Source organism: aff. Roholtiella sp. LEGE 12411, from assembly GCF_015206995.1.
Taxonomy (GTDB): domain Bacteria; phylum Cyanobacteriota; class Cyanobacteriia; order Cyanobacteriales; family Nostocaceae; genus Komarekiella.
On the sequence record NZ_JADEXR010000057.1, the window covers coordinates 1 to 18075 of the forward strand.

Below are 18075 nucleotides of genomic sequence, written 5' to 3' on the forward strand. Positions count from 1 at the left end.
CCCATGCCCCATGCCCCATGCCCCATGCCCAATGCCCCATCCCTACAAGTCACTTCACGAATCAAATCGGATTGTACCTAGGACTACTCACGATCGCAGTTTGTGAGCATCGATTCCTGTGAGGATAGCAACCATAAGCCAGGTGATAGCTAATCCCACGACTTCGCCTAAAAATAACTGTGTCAGCTGGCGTAAAACGCTCCCTACAAAAGAACCTACAGGTAGAGCAACCCCCCAACTTGCCGAACTGACGAATATCCATCGCCACGCCCAAGGAAATGGCTGGGGAATAGCCAGCCATTGTGCTAGTCCAATTCCAAAGCCGCCAATTGTACCACAAATTACCCCAGACAAGAGGCGCATAGGGAGAAGCTGAGTATTAGGTACAATCCAACCAACAGCACCAATACCAGTAGCAGTGATCACAGTCCAACCCAAAATACTTGACAAAATCCACCGGATACAGAATATGGGTTGTTTGAGCAGACAGCCTTGAGGAAGGGCGATCGCAAATCCACCGATAGCAGCCTCTACCACTCCAATATCTGGCTGATCGCCAACTTCAATTACGCACAAACTCACCAAAAAACCGCCAAAAGTAGCAAAAGTCCAGAGCAATGTAAAGCTAAATCTCGTATTCTCAGGCGCTAACGACATCAAACTCTCTCTAGTTGTAACGAAGATCTGACAGTTTTGGGATCAAACATCTTAAGAAAAACTTTGCGTCGCTGTTGCGGTGATTCCGGCGCGATGTAACCCCACAAACTCTCCCAATAAAAAAAGGAAACGCCATTAAAATTGCGATCGCGCACTGTTTGAACCTGTTTTCTAATTTGTGCGATTTGTACAGGATTACGCGGTGTTCCGGTTGAGATCCCGATTACTACAGGAATTTGACTACGAGCAAATTCTACCGCTGGTTGCTTCAGTTGAGCGATAAAACTACTTTGGTCATTTCGATATACCTGTAAAATCAACTCATTAACTAACCCTTTTTTTATCCAACTTTCCCAATCTTGCAAATAATATTTGTAGGCAAAAGCTTGATAGTTGGGAGACAAAGATATTCTGGCATTAGGTTTAACCGCTTTTACAGCTTGATAGATTTCTGCCATAAAATCAGTAATTTTGTCCGCTCGCCAACGCATCCATTCCGAATTAAAAGGGTTACTTGGGGGATTTTTACCTTGATGTTCTTGCTGGTAGAGATCAACGGTAAAGGTATCATAACCAAACTGTACTGGCATTCCAAAGTGGTCATCAAGTTGAATACCATCCACATCGTAATTTTTGACCACTTCCACAATTAATGATTGGATAAACTTTTGAACTTCTGGATGTAGGGGATTCAGCCAAGCTTGCTTAGTTATTAAGCCGTTGTCAATCTCTTCTGGCAGATTTTCTTGAATAGAGTTTATCCCTTCTTGACCAATTGTTAACCAGTCTGGATAACGCTTTGCCAATTGTGAATTATGTGGTGTCATGAACCCATATTCAAACCAGGGGATAATACTCAAACCTTTGGTTTTAGAAAGTTTCACCAGCGTTGTTAAAGTGTCGCGTCCACCGTGCATGAACTTGAGAAAAGGTTGAGTATCTGAACCTGTAATATTTTTGGCTACATTGCTCTTGTAAAAAGTATATCCTCGGTTCCAAACTACAGGATAAACTGTATTAAAGTTGAGTGCCGAAAGTTGATTTAAAGCGCGGTTAATACCCCAAGGTACAAATAGTACGCCACTCGCAACATTAGTGAGCCAAACGCCGCGAATTTCTGTAGTTACGGTTGTTTTTTGCGAATAAACTGGGTGTGAAGAGAGTGAAAATATTGTTAAACTGATCACTAATCCCAAACACAGCAAGTAATAAAACCAACGGCGAGCAACCCGATTCATCTGTAAGTGCGACCTAGTGCGATCGGAATACATATAACTACAAAATAAAGTTATAATCCTCCGGATTATGTAAAGGGATGCTGATTTTACAGCAAGGTAACAAAGACCAAATTAAGACTTTATACCTTTATACTTTGCTACGAAATTAAAATCTGTTCACTCCTTCCAATTTTAAATATTGCGAACAGCGGTAGAGACGCGACAAGTGGGTATATATAAAGGCAAAATCAGCCTGCTTTTGACAGGATTATTTTGCCTTTGTACTTTAGCAGAAAATTAAAATTTGTCTACACCTTCAAACTGCTTGATACTTGATGCATTTGCTGCTTCACCACAAGTGCGCGGTGTCGGAAATATCTTCTCAGGATTTGCTAATCCTTGAGGATTAAACACTTTTCGCACCCACTGCATAGTTTCTAAATCAGCTTTGCTAAACATATCTGGCATATAGCACTTTTTGTCTGCACCAATACCATGTTCACCAGAAATACTGCCACCAACTTTCACACAAAGTTTGAGAATTTCGCCCCCTAATTCTTCTACTTGCTCTAATGCTCCAGACACAGAATTATCATAAAGAATCAGCGGATGAAGATTGCCATCTCCAGCGTGAAATACATTGGCAACCCGATAACCATATTTTTGACTTAATATCTCAATTTCTTCCAGAACATAAGGCAACTGAGTACGAGGAATCACACCATCTTGAACATAATAATCTGGACTTAAATGCCCAGCTGCTGCAAAAGCTGCTTTGCGTCCTTTCCACAATTTCAATCTGGTTTCTGGGTCACTAGCAGTAGTAATATTACGAGCACCATTGCTTTTACAAATTTCGATAACTCGCTGTTTATTCCCTGAAACTTCAACTTCTAAACCATCAATTTCTATTAACAGAATTGCAGTGGCATCGCGAGGATAACAATTAGTTGCTACAACATCTTCAACCGCATTGATGCTGAAGTTATCCATCATTTCCATCCCACCAGGAATAATTCCCGCACTAATGATATCGGAAACCGCTGCTCCAGCAGCTTCAACGCTGGTAAAATCTGCTAACAGTACGCAAATAGATTCTGCACTTTTAAGAATTCGCAGGGTAATTTCTGTGGCGATACCCAAAGTGCCTTCCGAACCGACAAATACACCAGTTAAATCATAACCAGGCATTTCTGGAATTTGTCCCCCTAAATCGATAATTTCTCCTTCAGGCGTGACAATTTTTAATCCCAAAACGTGGTTAGTGGTGACACCATATTTAAGGCAATGCACTCCACCAGAGTTTTCGGCAATGTTACCTCCAATCGAGCAGATAATTTGGCTGGATGGGTCAGGTGCGTAGTAAAAACCAGCACCGCTAACAGCTTGTGTTACCCAACTATTAATCACCCCTGGTTGCACGACTGTCCGCTGATTTTCCAAATCAATGCTAAGGATTTGCCGCATTAATGAAGTGACAATTAAAACAGAATTTTCTAACGGGAGAGCGCCACCAGATAAACCAGTACCAGAGCCGCGTGCGATGAAGGGGATAGAGTATTGATTACATATCTTCACCGCAGCAGCTACTTGTTCTGTAGTTCTAGGTAACACAACTACGGCGGGACGTTGACGATAGGCGGTTAAACCATCGCATTCATAAGTAATGAGTTCCTCGCGACGTTGCACCACGCCATTTTTGCCTAATGCTGCCTCAAATGCTTTGATAATGGGTTTCCAGTTGATTTGTTTTTTATCTTGGGTAAGCATATTTTTTCTCTGTTAAAGGTAGATGTTTACAGGTTGCTTAATATGGAAATTATTTCCTCAGATAAATCTAAAGCTATGATTGTAATGCCAGATAAGCCAGGAAATTTATCAACATAATCTGCTTGTCTGCGGAATCCTCGCAATCTAGCTAATTTTTTGGCTACAGATTTACGTATTAGCTCGGAACTAAGCTCGAATTGGTCACTAACATATCTATGAGCGTCACTTGTTTTCGGAATTGAAATTCCTTGTTGATCACGCAGATAGTTTCGTGCAGTTATAAAAGCTGCATAGTAAGCCCGACTAATAGCAGCACGAGATTTAGCCTCTTGATTTGCAGGAGTAGTTGCGGCACCTGCTAGCTCTTTAGCTACATTTAGATACTCTGACCAATCAAAACTCATCTGGATACTCTAAAGTAGTAAAAAAGTTACTCCGTACATCATAGGAGTTATGTAAGCCCCAATCCCAGTCCAGCTTATTAAGCCTTGCAACCGCTTCATGGGGGTCAAGCTTCATCAAAATAGATAGTATCAACTGCACCCAATCAATACTTTCTGGGTCAATGAATACTTCTAGAAATAGCTGGGAGTCAGGGAAATAGTGGCGAATTTTCTCTGGTGCTTCCAGCAGCACCGGAACTAAAAAGGGATGTTTATCCAGAAATTCTAAAACTTCGGTTTGCTCTCTAAAGATGTAAAACTGCTCAAGAGTTTCGATATCGGCGGGAGAAATGCTAACTGCTGCGTCTGTCATGGCATTTTGCAGGCTTTGTTGGACGGCTGTAATATCTATTGTTGCAAAAATAGCAGTCAAGAGTGAGTAAAAAGCGATCGCATGATTTAAGTACCGAAGGTGCGATGTCTTTTAGCAAGTGCGTTGAATAATGGTAAAACCCAATATTCTGTTAATTGTGGCGCTGAAGTAACATAGAATCAGACATTCAACAAGATTCCATTGATGACTAATCCTTACAATTTTTCAGTATAAGATCTTGAGTCAATACACCCTCCCATCCCTAATCAACTAACCTAGAGATAACGTTCTCAAATACTAAATAAAGTCATGGTTGAGCAACTTCTAATCAATGATGATGATTACTATGTGCCAGATGCCAACCAGTTAGTCACTGAAGATGATACACCTGTGGACAATTTCGCATCTGAAAAACAACAACGCCTCTTGGTTGGCTCTATTTACAGTTCTATACACCAGCAAACTTTTTTAGCCGCAGCGAATGTCGGTATTTACCATACAGATGGCCAACCTGCAATTGTACCTGATGTCTTTCTCAGCTTAGATGTCCAAGTGCCTGAAAATTGGTGGGAGAAACAAAATCGTTGTTATATGGTTTGGCGTTTTGGTAAACCACCAGAAGTTGTAATTGAAATTGTCTCTAATCAAGAAGGTGATGAACTGGGCAGAAAACTGCAAATTTATGAACAAATGCGCGCAAGTTACTACATTGTATATGATCCTACTCAGCAATTAACAGAAAAAGTGCTGCGTGTTTATGAACTCAGAGGAAGGCGCTACTTTGAAACTTCAGAAAATTGGTTAGAACAAGTTGGTTTAGGTGTAACTCTGTGGACAGGAAAATTTGAAACTAGACAAGATATATGGTTACGCTGGTGTTACCAAGATGGAACTGTTTTGCCAACTGGAGATGAACGTGCTGAACAGGAACGACAACGTGCTGAACAAGCAGAACAACGCACCCAATTACTAGCTGAAAGGCTGCGTGCTATGGGCGTAGATCCCGACACTCTCTAGAAGCTTCACGCAAAGATGTAAAAATTTTTACATCTTTGCGTAAGTCCTGAAAATATTACTTACTCGTGGAATTAAGAAACTCATTTATACGCTGCCAACCTTTCTCTAATAGATTCGGATCATCCGCATCAAACCATTCAATTTGTGGATATGCTTTAAACCAAGTACGTTGTCGCTTGGCAAATTGCCGTGTATGTAAAATTGTTAATTCTATCGCTTCCTCTAAAGAAATATTCCCAGCTAAATATTGCTTGATTTCTTGATAGCCTAAAGTATTTAACAAAGACAAATCAGCGCCATATTTTTGACAAAGATACTCCACTTCAGCAACCAACCCGTCTGCGATCATTTGCTCAGTACGCTGTTTAATACGAGCGCTTAACTTTTCAACATTGCAATCTAAGCCAATTTGCAAAATAGGGTAATCTGGTGGATTCTCCCCTTGCTGTTCCGAAATCGGATGCCCAGTCACATAATATACCTCTAATGCTCTTAAAGTCCGCACTAAATCATTGGGATGAATTTTTTGTGTGACAACTGGATCAACTTGTTGTAACATCGCATAAAGTTGAGGTTGACCTAGAGATTCAAGTTGCGATCGCAATCGTGTCTGTGGTGCAACCCTAGGAATCTTCATCCCTTGAACAATGGAACGTATGTACAAACCAGTGCCACCAACCATTAACAGAGGGGGAGAGAGGGAGAGAGGCGGCAAAAACAGATGAGAGGGAAAATTAATTAAGGCTTGTGCTTGCTCCTGGTAGTCTGCTACCGTCATTATGTTTATCGGATCGCAGATATCTATTAAGTAGTGCGGCACTAGTTTTTGTTCAGCTAAAGTTGGTTTAGCCGTACCAATATTAAACTCGCGGTACACTTGACGAGAATCTGCACTGATAATTACAGAACCCAAACGCAAAGCCAAAGCCAAAGCCAACCCTGACTTACCCGTTGCCGTCGCCCCACAAATCACAATTAATTTAGTCATTGATCATTTGTCATTGGTCATTAGTCAAGGGTCAAGGGTTTGGGGACTGGGAAAAAATTCTTTTATTTTCCCCCTCTATTCCCTGCCCTTCTGCTCCTCTACTCCCCTAGCCATCTCTACACTAGTCTGCAACCCCTGTATAAACTTCTCTTAAAATTGCCCTACAGTCGCCAGCAAGGCTTTTGTGTTACAATTTTGGAGTGTTTTAACTTTTGCTTGCCTTTTGGCGAGTTCAACCCCACGCATCAGGAGAATTTTCATGACGAGCAGTTACAGTGCCGATCAGATTCAAGTTCTGGAAGGTCTGGAAGCCGTCCGTAAACGACCAGGGATGTACATTGGTACTACGGGGCCGCGAGGACTCCACCATTTAGTTTACGAGGTGGTGGACAATTCAGTCGATGAGGCTTTAGCGGGTTACTGCACTCATATAGAGGTGGAGATCAACGCTGATGGTTCCGTGACTGTAACAGATGATGGTCGCGGTATTCCCATCGATATCCACTCGCGAACAGGGAAATCGGCTTTAGAAACGGTGATGACGGTACTCCACGCCGGGGGAAAGTTTGGCGGCGGTGGCTACAAGGTTTCTGGAGGATTGCACGGGGTTGGGATTTCTGTTGTTAACGCCCTCTCTGAGGTAGTGGAAGTTACAGTTTGGCGAGATAAAAAGGTTCATACCCAGCGCTATGAACGGGGTGTTCCAGTTACGGATCTGCAAGTCAAGCCTTACAAAGAGGCTAGAACTGGAACTTCTGTCACCTTCAAGCCAGATACCCAAATCTTCACCAATAGTATTGAGTTTGATTACATTACTTTATCAGGTCGCCTACGAGAGTTGGCGTATTTGAATGCCGGTGTCAGAATTACGTTTACCGACAACCGTCTAGAACTGTTAAAAAGCGATACACCCAAAGTAGAATCTTACGAGTACAAGGGTGGCATTAAAGAATATATCGCCTACATGAACCGCGAGAAGCAGCCGCTGCATGAAGAAATCATCTATGTGCAGGGGGAACGCAATAACGTACAAGTAGAAGTATCCTTGCAGTGGTGTACTGATGCTTATACGGATAATGTGCTGGGCTTTGCTAATAATATTCGCACGGTTGATGGTGGTACGCACCTGGAAGGTTTGAAAGCGGTTCTGACTCGGACATTAAATGCGATCGCCCGCAAACGCAATAAAATTAAAGAGAATGAACCCAATCTCAGCGGTGAACACGTCCGTGAAGGCCTGACTGCCGTTATTTCCGTCAAAGTCCCCGATCCCGAATTTGAAGGACAAACTAAGACCAAACTTGGTAATACAGAAGTGCGAGGAATTGTCGATTCTCTGGTGGGAGAAGTCCTAACCGAGTATCTAGAATTTCACCCTGGTATAGCAGACTCAATTTTAGATAAAGCCATTCAAGCTTTTAAAGCCGCAGAAGCAGCCCGTCACGCCCGGGAGTTAGTACGGCGTAAATCGGTACTAGAATCTTCACCATTGCCAGGTAAATTGGCAGATTGCAGTTCTCGTGATCCCAGCGAGTCCGAAATTTATATTGTGGAAGGCGACTCCGCAGGTGGAAGTGCCAAACAAGGACGCGATCGCCGAACTCAAGCAATCCTGCCCCTACGTGGTAAAATTCTCAACATTGAGAAAACTGACGACGCCAAAATCTACAAAAACAACGAAGTTCAAGCCTTAATTACAGCCCTTGGGTTGGGTGTCAAAGGTGATGAATTTGACTCCACTCAGTTACGCTATCATCGCATAGTCATCATGACTGATGCTGACGTAGACGGAGCGCACATCCGTACACTACTGTTAACTTTCTTTTATCGGTATCAGCGAGCACTCATCGAACAGGGTTTCATCTATATTGCTTGTCCACCACTATTTAAAGTAGAACGGGGGCGCAGCATACCACAGTATTGTTATAGCGATCGCGAATTGCAACAGCACCTCGCCACACTGCCTGCCAACGCTAACTACAACATTCAACGCTTCAAAGGTTTGGGTGAAATGATGCCAGTACAACTCTGGGAAACTACAATGAACCCAGAAACCCGCACCCTCAAGCAAGTGGAAATTGAGGATGCAGCCGAAGCTGATCGCATTTTTACAATTTTAATGGGCGATCGTGTAGCACCAAGACGCGAATTCATCGAAACCTATGGTTCCAAACTCAACTTCACGGATTTAGATATTTAATATCAATTATCTTTAAGGGACTTCCAAAAATTAAATTACTCAATTCTTGCATCCAATACGACTATCAAATTTCCTCTCCCCCTGCTTCCCCTGCTCACCAAAGCGATTGATTATTTTTTTATTTGGAAGTCCTTTATCTCCAGAGGGGCCCTGAGTTTCCCAGTTCCTTTTACACCTACACCTTTTGGCAGATGACAAAAGAGCATAATAGCCAAAATTTACAGAGATATTTTTCACTCCACAAAACTATGTCGCAAGATGAGTGACTATATCCAGAAGTTCATTGATTATTGTCAACAATTCTCTATTTAACTCGATTGTAAGCAAAGTTATGAAAGCGAGCAAAGGCACATCAGGAAAAGCATTGTTCAATATTGTTGGTGTAGGTAGTCTTGTTGTTCTGTCTGCCTGCACTCAGCCTGTAACAGAAACACCAACAACAACCCTTCCTCCCATCACGCCAACTCCGATAACAACCATTCCTCCTATTACACCAACTCCGATAACAACCATTCCTCCTATTACACCAACTCCGACAGGTGCAACAACCACCCAAAATTTCGCAGAACTGGCAAAATCAGCAGCTAGCCAAGGACAGTTTCAAACCCTCACACGAGCAGTGCAAGCCGCAGGCTTAACTGAACAATTGGCTGCACAAGGCCCTAACACAGTATTTGCGCCTACTGATGCTGCTTTCGCTGCTTTACCAAAAGCTACCCTAGACAATCTTTTACAGCCAGCAAACAAACAACAATTAATCAAGCTTCTGGCTTACCACGTTGTACCTGGGCGAATTACCTCCAAACAATTGAAATCTGGACAAGTCAAAACAGTTGAGGGTACTCCCATTAAAATAACGGTTAATCCTGCTAATAATACAATCACAGTCAACGATGCTAGAGTGACTCAGCCAGATATTTCGGCTAGCAATGGCATTGTCCACGTAGTTGACAAGGTAATTCTGCCACCCAATTTTCCCGCAAGTCTGAACGCTACGCCAACACCAAGGTAGTTTTTATCTGTGGTAGCTTTGAAAGCTACCCTGAAAAATGAACTATACATACATTTTTGGTTCATAAAACTTGTTTAATAAATTACATAAATATTATTAACTACAAAAATTTTAAATTTCTCAGTAACGCAAGAAACATAAAACTTGTTTATTGCCAAGGTTTATGAAAAATTAATGATCGATATTTGCAGATGCGTCAATTCCATCTGAAGTTAGTAGCAGGTAAGCTATTACGCAAATAAACTTGCATATTATGAGCATTTAGGCTGTCAAAAGTCACGCATTCAAGAGTCCAGAATTACTATTGACTATTGACTCTTGAACGCCAGTTCACTCAACGGGGGGAACCCCCGCACGTGACTGGCTCCTCTGGACAACCCTCATGAGTCAATATGCTCTCCTTTCAGGTGTTTTAGCTTAGTAAGTTCTTCCACTAACTTTCTGATTAATGTTGCCCGCCAGCCAGAAACCCATTTGTTATGCTTGAAGAACAGAGCTAGATATCATTTACCTAAACACCATAGGATTCCTATTTGATTAAGTGAAAAAACTGCGTACAACTCTAACTCCCTTTTTTCCTATTCACTATTCCCCATCCGCCATTCCCTGTCTCTACGAGTCAGTTCACGAATCAAATCGGATTACTATAGTTAAGTAAGTAACTTTAGAATTTATGATCGTAGATAAACAAAGCCTACGGAGCCAAAAGTATTATAATTTACAATTTGAGTACGCAAAAAATCCTCCGGGATTATAACTTAATCATCTGAGTTCTCTATACTCAAAAGCGATCGCAGATGGAAGCAAATAACATCAAGCTGAAAACTTGCTAATATCTTCTCATACATCTAGCAACAGCTACGATGCTGTATGTATCCAATGTACTTTTGTCTTAAGTAGGCTAATATCGGTGATCTATTCTATAATGTCAAATCGCTTCTAAATTGATTAAAATATCGTTGGATACAATAACAAGAGTTTGTCAAGTTTCATAGGGCTGAAATGTCAGCAGTGCGCTAACCTGTGAATAAGACCGAATTAGTTAAATCTAAATTGATCTGACTAATGGCATATTCTGCCCCAGCCTCAACTCCTCAGTTAAGGTAATTGGCAAAAAGGTTGACACCCGCACTACCAGTCCTATCGCATCTAGCTAAATGTAGAGCAACACTTTGCTCGACAGACTGAGTGATGTATGAAGGAAACCTAAAATGTGTGCATTCATGCTTCTCTTCTGAGTTAACATAAAATGCGCTTGTTCTAAGTAATTAAGGTATTATCTAAAACCTTCAACTGCTTAGAAGAAAGTGTAGATACTTTATTAAGGTAATCAAAGTGCTGCTGCAATTCCGAAAAGGTTGAGAAAAAATTTAAGGCTATAACTACCGTTTTTAATATCTTTTTGGTAAAAGTGGCTTTACTTTGCTTAATGACTTCATGATTAACACACAAAGAGAGTGCAATTTCTGTGAAACAGGCTACAATCGGAACAGTCTTTATAGGGAAATCTGCCATCAGTCTTAATACGTTTGTATGGAGTGGCAAATTTTTTGATCAAGGCTTTTTTTTGACCAGTCAGTTAAAATCTGTGTGCGAGAGCAACGCATATAATATTGACTAAGGTGAGTCAGTCACCTTCAGTAGCAGCTTAAAATAAACTGAAAAACCCCTCCATTCGGAGGTGTAAAAGTTCCGAAAATAATTCTGGCAAATCAGCCAAAAATTCTATTTTCGGTTAACAACCAGCTCGATTAAAAGAGCAGTAAACACATCTTGAGTAATTGATTCTGCAAGGAGCATGAGGAACGCGGCATGAACCAGGCTAACAACGTACTCGAAAGCATATATCAGCCTGACCTAGAAATAATAAATCAGCCTGAGCTCGAGTTAGAAGAACTCTTAATCGAAGATGAAGAGGACTTGCTGATCACGGATGATGGCGAAATTGATGAGTTTTTAGAGCCTCAGTCTGATGAGGACGACGCAAAGTCTGGAAAAGCCGCTAAATCGCGTCGTCGGACACAAAGCAAGAAAAAGCACTATACCGAAGATTCGATTCGGCTTTACTTGCAAGAGATTGGTAGAATTCGCCTGTTGCGGGCAGATGAAGAAATTGAATTGGCACGGAAAATAGCCGATTTACTTGAATTAGAGAGAGTGCGGGAACGGCTTTGCGAGCAGCTAGAGCGCGACCCTCAAGACAGTGAATGGGCAGAAGCGGTACAATTGCCATTGCCAGCTTTTCGTTATCGCCTGCATGTTGGTCGCAGGGCGAAAGACAAGATGGTGCAATCGAACCTGCGCCTTGTGGTTTCAATTGCTAAGAAGTATATGAATCGCGGTTTGTCGTTCCAAGATTTAATTCAAGAAGGTAGTCTTGGTTTGATTCGCGCTGCTGAAAAGTTTGACCACGAAAAAGGTTATAAGTTTTCTACCTACGCTACATGGTGGATTCGTCAAGCAATTACCAGGGCGATCGCAGACCAATCCCGCACCATTCGCCTTCCAGTTCACCTCTACGAAACCATCTCTCGGATTAAGAAAACCACCAAGCTACTGTCTCAAGAAATGGGCCGCAAACCCACTGAAGAAGAAATCGCTACTCGCATGGAAATGACCATCGAAAAGTTGCGGTTTATTGCTAAGTCCGCCCAATTGCCTATTTCACTAGAAACGCCCATTGGCAAAGAAGAAGATTCTCGATTGGGCGATTTTATTGAATCTGATGGCGAGACACCAGAAGATCAAGTTTCCAAGAACCTCCTGCGCGAAGACCTTGAAAAAGTCCTCGATAGTCTCAGTCCCCGCGAACGTGATGTTCTCCGACTCCGCTACGGTTTGGATGATGGACGGATGAAGACTCTTGAGGAAATTGGACAGATTTTCAACGTTACTCGCGAACGGATTCGTCAAATTGAAGCGAAGGCACTCCGCAAATTACGCCATCCGAATCGTAACAGCGTTCTTAAGGAATATATTCGTTAGTCAAGAGTTAATAGTCATTAGTCATTAGTCATTAGTCATTAGTGAATAAACAAAAGACAACTGACAAATGACAAAACAATAAAAAACCTGGTAGTGAATTAGCACTCCAGGTTTTTTTATTTATAGGTCATCTTGATATTTTAAAACCTACAGGATACCCCAAAAATGTAAAAAGCCTTGACCAGAAAAAAGCTCAATCAAAGCGGCTGCTAAAAAGCCGATCATTGCCAAACGACCATTCCAAACTTCTGCTTGTGGGGTAAAGCCCCAACGCCAAGCGTTGCGATCTTCAATTACAGGAGTGGTAACTTTTGTTGTAGTTGCATTTGTCATGATAGGCGCTCCAAATTAAACTTGCTAAGGTTTATTGCTTTCTGTAAACTAATATAACAATAATTTTCATGAATGCAACATTTTTTATACTTTTATTTTTAATACTTGACATAAACACCGCTATCTGAAAAACCTGTTTTAAACATCAGCCTCCAGGTGTATTTACTGAAGTTAAGTAGATATCAATAGATATTGGTTATTGATATATAATATCAACTATTTTAGCTTATAAGGTCAGCAATGTAATGCCCACACCACTGTGGTCTACTCATAAATAACCTACCTAGTTTAAAATTTTTAGCATTTAATAGAAACGCCTAGATTCAAAAACCCTTAGATTAGTACCAGGCAATCTCCATCTCTTTGTCGTTGAAGCAAAACTAAGCTTTTCGTAGATACGCTTACCATCTTGGGTAGCGTGAAGCCATATACGTTTTGCCTCAGTTGTCCTGACAAAGCTGTTAGCTGTTAATTTCTCCAACTTCGCGCAGGAGTTAGAGGCGTAGAGCGACAAGTGCCTCTAAATCCTGCAAGTTGGCTTGTCGTAGGTTTAACATAACTCTCATTATGAGCGCACTTCGACAACAGTGATCACTTTTTCATCGCGGTTGAGTTGGAGGATGCTTTCACCCTTGACATCTCTGCCTAAGATAGGCACTGATTCTACAGGTATCCGCACTACTCGCTCTTTATTCGTTAGTAAGGCTACCTCACCAGAGGCGATCGCCATTACCATACCAGCTAAATTATCAGTTTTGCTGGTAAATTTCAGTGATTGCGTGCCTAAATCACCTCGACTAGCCCGTTTTAGCTGACTCGCAGGTATGCGCTTAGCGTATCCTTCTTGAGTAACCAGTAACAATTGCTCATCCCCAACCACAGTTACACAACCAACCATTTGCTCATTTTTCCGTAGCCGTAATGCTTGTAAACCCATTGCAGTCCGACCCATAATGGGCAATTGTTCATCATTCACTGCGAACTTCAACAAGCGTCCACCCGAACTAGCTAAAATCAAATTTTCCTTTGTACTAGTGAACTGGGCAAACAACAATTCATCATCTTCTTTAAGCTTTAAAATCGTAATTCCACGACGAGTCAAATTGGTTAACTCTCCAAGAGATAGACGCTTGATTCGTCCCTCTTTTGTCAGGAGAATCATCTGTTTAGTTTCAAGATTTTCTGGAAGCAAAAAGCGGTTGACAACAGGTTCTTGAGCACCTTGAGCAGTAGTACTGAGCATAGTAATCAGTGGTCTTCCCCGTGGAGAACGTCCAGTTGTTGGAGGAATTTCTCCCACTTTGACAGGGTAGACTTTGCCACCATTGGTTAGTATTAGCAACTCTTTGTCTGTCTGAGTCAACTCGCTTTGGATAATAAAGTCATTATCGTGCAGACCGTTTTCTGTTTTCGGCTTTTTAGCTGACGGTAGAGTGCGGCGTACATACCCCCGCTGAGTAAATTCTAAAACTGCTTCTTCTGGAGGCTCTGTAAATTGGAGTTCCGGCTCAGCTTCAGCTGCGTTGCTTTTTTGCCCTACGACAACATCGGCTCCCTTATTTTTCGGTAACTCCTCGCTACGAATCAGTGCTAGCTTAGTACGCCGCGAGTCGCTGTATTTACGCTTGAACGATCGCAAGTCTTTTTTCAGCGCCTTGAGTAATTCTCGGCGATCGTCTAGTAACCGACGCAATAAGCCAATTTGCTCGCTTAGTTGCTCAAATTCTTGTTGCAAGTTTTGCTGTTCTAAACTGGTGAGGCGGCGTAATGGCATAGCCAAAATTGCATCTCCTTGTACCTCACTCAAATCCAGTCGGCTACAAAGATTAATTTTTGCCGTACTGCCGTCGGCAGCTTGTCGTAAAATTTCAATTACCTCATCCAGATGAGACAGCGCTTTCAGCAAACCTTCCACCAGATGCAACCGACTTTCTGCCTTACCTAATTCATAACTGTAGCGACGATTAAGCGTTTGCTCGCGGAAAATCAAAAACTCCTGCAACATTTGCCGTAAGCTTAACTGGCGCGGTTGTCCATTCACCAACGCCAAAAGAATCGCCCCAAAATTCATTTGCAAGGCGGTTTGATGATACAAATGTTGGAGAACTTCTTGGGGGTTAACATCGCGTTTGAGTTCAATTACCACTCGCATTCCTTCGCGATCGCTTTCATCGCGAAGATCAGAAATTCCTTGCAGGCGTCCTTGATTCACTAATTCCGCTACTTTCTCAATCCAGCCTGCTTTATTCACTTGATAAGGCAATTCTGTAATGATAATTGCTGTCCGCCGCTTGCTCCCTCTAGTGGCTGGAATTTCCTCCAACTTAGCGACTCCCCGGAGCACAATCCCACCTTTACCTGTGGTGTATGCCTCACGAATTCCCGACTCACTGATAATTTCCCCGCCAGTAGGAAAGTCTGGGCCTGGGATTATCTCAAATAACTTTTCATCTGACAAATCTGGATTGTCAATTAAGGCAATTAAGCCATCGACTATTTCCCCCAAGTTGTGCGGTGGAATATTCGTCGCCATACCTACAGCAATACCAGTGCAGCCATTGAGCAAAAGGTAAGGCAATTGAGCAGGTAAAACTGTCGGTTCTTGTTGGGAATTATCGAAGTTTCCAATAAATTCCACAGTTTCTTCACCGATTTCCGCCAGCATTCCCTCATGGCTAATGGGTGATAAGCGTGTTTCTGTGTAACGCATCGCCGCTGGTGGGTCATTATCAACGCTACCAAAGTTGCCATGTCCTGCTAGCAAGGGATAGCGGCTAGAAAATTCCTGCACCAGCCTGACTAAGGCATCATAAACTGCTTGGTCGCCGTGGGGGTGGTACTTACCTAGTACATCTCCCACTACACGGGCACATTTGCGATAAGGTCTATCTGGTGTCAAACCAAGTTCGTGCATCGCATACAAAATGCGGCGGTGAACTGGTTTTAAGCCATCACGCACGTCTGGTAATGCCCGCCCAACAATCACGCTCATGGCATATTCTAGATAAGACCGTTGCATCTCGGTGTGCAGGGCTGTGGTAATCACCTGTCCCGTTGAGAGAAGGTTTAACTGTTTTGCCATGAGTTTTTTCCCTGAATTTTAACTACACAAAAACTGCTGGAACTGAACACTGTAGCAAACACAGCATAACGGATGAAATGGGATTCCTAAAACAATCTTGATAGTCAAAGGATAAAAAGCAGTAGTATTATCCTTGATGACGGGGAGACAAATTAACCATTAAAAAGGAGGCAGATAAGTGTTTTAATCAAGTCTTAATCTGCTTTTGCTCAAGAAAACACACATTCAGTAGCCAGGATAATTTCCATGATTGCGTTGTTTGATTTGGAATTTTGAGTTCTTAAATCCCCTTCACCTCTATAAATAAAATTCTCATGAAAACTGTTTTGATTGTCGAAGACGATCTGATTAATGCTCGCGTTTTTTCCAAGATTTTGTCCAAGCGCGGTGGCTTGGGTGTAAAACACACAGAAAATGTCGAAGAAGTAATAAAAATTGCCCAATCAGGAGAAGCCGACCTAATTTTGATGGATGTTTCTCTGTCCAGAAGTGTTTACCAAGGTAAGTCTGTGGATGGGATCAAGATTACACAAATGTTGAAATCCGATCCAAAAACAGCAAACTTACCTGTTATTTTAGTAACGGCGCACGCTATGGAAGGCGATCGCGAGAACTTTCTCAAACAAAGCGGTGCTGATGGCTACATTTCTAAACCAGTTGTTGACCACCAACAGTTTGTTGACCAAATCATCGCACTTCTACCCAAAGACGACCGCTGAGAATTAACGACTTATTTCAGGAATACTCTCCCGCAAATCTTTTGGGCGAACTATTTCCTGTGTATATCAGTATATATGTACTATGAAAAGGTGGTATTAGGCAAGTGGTAACAAAGGAGTTAGGAGTTATGAGTGCAGAAGAATTGGGCGATGTCCGAAGTTTCGATAGTTAGAAGCCGACCTTTTAACTTCTCCCAAGCTGCTCAAACTTCTGACTAAGTTATAAGTTGAAATATTTAATTCCTGACTTCTGTACAGACGCGTAGACGCTTCAAAAGCGGCTTCTGATAAGAGAATAATCGCGTCTGTACTTTTAACTATCCTATTGGGTAGGCTGAAGCCTTGGGGATGATGAGTTTTCCCTTTGCTGTAGGGCTGCCTGAATGCGGGGTAATTCTAGGAATTTTTTCGTATCAGAAAGCAAGCGCTGACCCCAGAGATTTTCTTTGAGGAAATCTAAATTAGCATAGCGCTGATCTATACGAAGTGCGGCTTCTCCTAAGGTGAGTCCTTGTTGGCGTAAGCCTTGCTCGCCGGAGGCATCGCCCTTAGTATACAGTGCTACTGCCAATGCCAATAGAGGTTCTGCGGCTTGCTTATCAAGCGTGACAGCTGTTTGCCATTGCTTGATTGCTCCTTGGGTATCACCTTGCTCGTAGTTGATTAAACCAATATTGTTAAGCGCCGGCCAGAATTTTTTATCTTGTGAGACGGCTTTATTATACTGCGCGATCGCATCAGGCAATCGACCTAACAAATAGTAAGCATTACCCAAATCAAATAAGCCCTCTGAGTCATTGGGTTTTAACTTCAAACCCGCTTGATAATTTTCAACCGCCGCCTGGTAATTTTTCTGCTGAAAATTAACTGAACCCAAAGCAAACAAAATGTCAGCATTTTTGGGGTTGAGAGATTGTGCTTTTTTCAAAGCGGCGATCGCACCGTCAAACTCTTTAGTTTGCAACTGCAATCCACCTAATAGCAACCATACTTTATCATTTTTCGGAGCCAGTTGAGTAGCCAGCCGCGCTCGTGGCAAAGCTAACTCAACCTGTTGAAACTGAGCCAGTTGAGCCGCCTCCTGAGCTAAACTCAACCCCTGCTTCTCCAACTTCGCTGCATCAAGTTGCAGTGTATGAGGGATGAGTGCCTGTGCGTGAGCAGATCTTGGCACACTCCACAAACTACAGACAACCAGAAGAGAAATCAAACGAACATGTTTGGGCACACTACCGCCTCTTAGCCACAAATCAAAGAATCTTTCAGCTAGCTTAAACGATCTCCGCTGTTGCGGCATCAAAATTTTATAACTTCCAGAGGAAAAAGCCTACCAAGATGA

At 42.3% G+C, this 18075-nt stretch carries 15 protein-coding genes; 5 read left to right on the plus strand and 10 right to left on the minus strand.

Annotated elements, in window-relative coordinates; translation table 11 throughout:
• Window positions 1-87: 87 nt before the first annotated feature.
• The 5 genes from IQ246_RS14610 to IQ246_RS14630 form a co-directional block, all read right to left on the minus strand.
• Entirely contained in the window at window positions 88-657 is a 570-nt protein-coding gene (locus tag IQ246_RS14610; protein ID WP_194004086.1) for a hypothetical protein, read from the minus strand.
• Window positions 657-1895 carry a glycoside hydrolase family 10 protein gene (locus IQ246_RS14615; protein ID WP_194004087.1) on the minus strand — a complete coding sequence of 413 codons (1239 nt, stop codon included), beginning with the start codon at window positions 1893-1895 and terminating at the stop codon, window positions 657-659. Before IQ246_RS14615 ends, IQ246_RS14610 begins: the two co-directional genes overlap by 1 nt.
• Before the next feature lie 276 nt (window positions 1896-2171).
• Window positions 2172-3644, minus strand: a complete 1473-nt coding sequence (gene glcD, locus IQ246_RS14620) for a glycolate oxidase subunit GlcD (RefSeq protein ID WP_194004088.1) — start codon at window positions 3642-3644, stop codon at window positions 2172-2174.
• A gap of 26 nt (window positions 3645-3670) precedes the next feature.
• The gene (locus tag IQ246_RS14625) at window positions 3671-4048 is read right to left on the minus strand and encodes a HEPN domain-containing protein (protein ID WP_194004089.1); all 378 of its coding nucleotides are present in this window, start codon (window positions 4046-4048) and stop codon (window positions 3671-3673) included.
• A complete protein-coding gene (locus tag IQ246_RS14630; RefSeq protein WP_194004090.1) occupies window positions 4038-4400 on the minus strand; it encodes a hypothetical protein in 363 nt (120 codons plus the stop codon). The genes IQ246_RS14625 and IQ246_RS14630 overlap by 11 nt, the downstream gene beginning before the upstream one ends.
• A 309-nt stretch (window positions 4401-4709) precedes the next feature.
• Between IQ246_RS14630 and IQ246_RS14635 the strand changes: the two genes are divergently transcribed.
• The gene (locus tag IQ246_RS14635; RefSeq protein ID WP_194004091.1) at window positions 4710-5417 is read left to right on the plus strand and encodes a Uma2 family endonuclease; all 708 of its coding nucleotides are present in this window, start codon (window positions 4710-4712) and stop codon (window positions 5415-5417) included.
• A gap of 55 nt (window positions 5418-5472) precedes the next feature.
• Here the strand turns inward: IQ246_RS14635 and miaA are convergent, their stop codons facing one another.
• Window positions 5473-6405, minus strand: coding sequence for a tRNA (adenosine(37)-N6)-dimethylallyltransferase MiaA (gene miaA, locus IQ246_RS14640; protein WP_194004092.1), 933 nt, complete (start codon window positions 6403-6405; stop codon window positions 5473-5475).
• Window positions 6406-6664: 259 nt separating this feature from the next.
• Between miaA and gyrB the strand changes: the two genes are divergently transcribed.
• Window positions 6665-8605, plus strand: a complete 1941-nt coding sequence (gene gyrB, locus IQ246_RS14645) for a DNA topoisomerase (ATP-hydrolyzing) subunit B (RefSeq protein ID WP_194004093.1) — start codon at window positions 6665-6667, stop codon at window positions 8603-8605.
• 331 nt (window positions 8606-8936) lie between these two features.
• Entirely contained in the window at window positions 8937-9617 is a 681-nt protein-coding gene (locus IQ246_RS14650; RefSeq protein ID WP_194004094.1) for a fasciclin domain-containing protein, read from the plus strand.
• Between the two features lie 1260 nt (window positions 9618-10877).
• Here the strand turns inward: IQ246_RS14650 and IQ246_RS14655 are convergent.
• Window positions 10878-11132, minus strand: coding sequence for a hypothetical protein (locus IQ246_RS14655; protein WP_194004095.1), 255 nt, complete (start codon window positions 11130-11132; stop codon window positions 10878-10880).
• Window positions 11133-11429: 297 nt separating this feature from the next.
• Between IQ246_RS14655 and rpoD the strand changes: the two genes are divergently transcribed.
• Complete coding sequence (gene rpoD / locus IQ246_RS14660; protein WP_162395356.1) at window positions 11430-12602, plus strand: RNA polymerase sigma factor RpoD; 1173 nt, start codon at window positions 11430-11432, stop codon at window positions 12600-12602.
• 147 nt (window positions 12603-12749) lie between these two features.
• Here the strand turns inward: rpoD and IQ246_RS14665 are convergent, their stop codons facing one another.
• A complete protein-coding gene (locus tag IQ246_RS14665; RefSeq protein WP_191756402.1) occupies window positions 12750-12935 on the minus strand; it encodes a chlorophyll a/b-binding protein in 186 nt (61 codons plus the stop codon).
• 565 nt (window positions 12936-13500) lie between these two features.
• Window positions 13501-16017 carry a DNA gyrase subunit A gene (gyrA, locus tag IQ246_RS14670; protein WP_194004096.1) on the minus strand — a complete coding sequence of 839 codons (2517 nt, stop codon included), beginning with the start codon at window positions 16015-16017 and terminating at the stop codon, window positions 13501-13503.
• 314 nt (window positions 16018-16331) lie between these two features.
• Here gyrA and IQ246_RS14675 point away from each other — a divergent pair, with 314 nt between their 5' ends.
• The gene (locus IQ246_RS14675; protein ID WP_194004097.1) at window positions 16332-16736 is read left to right on the plus strand and encodes a response regulator; all 405 of its coding nucleotides are present in this window, start codon (window positions 16332-16334) and stop codon (window positions 16734-16736) included.
• A gap of 322 nt (window positions 16737-17058) precedes the next feature.
• Here the strand turns inward: IQ246_RS14675 and IQ246_RS14680 are convergent, their stop codons facing one another.
• Window positions 17059-17964, minus strand: a complete 906-nt coding sequence (locus tag IQ246_RS14680) for a tetratricopeptide repeat protein (RefSeq protein WP_339379293.1) — start codon at window positions 17962-17964, stop codon at window positions 17059-17061.
• Window positions 17965-18075: the final 111 nt, after the last annotated feature.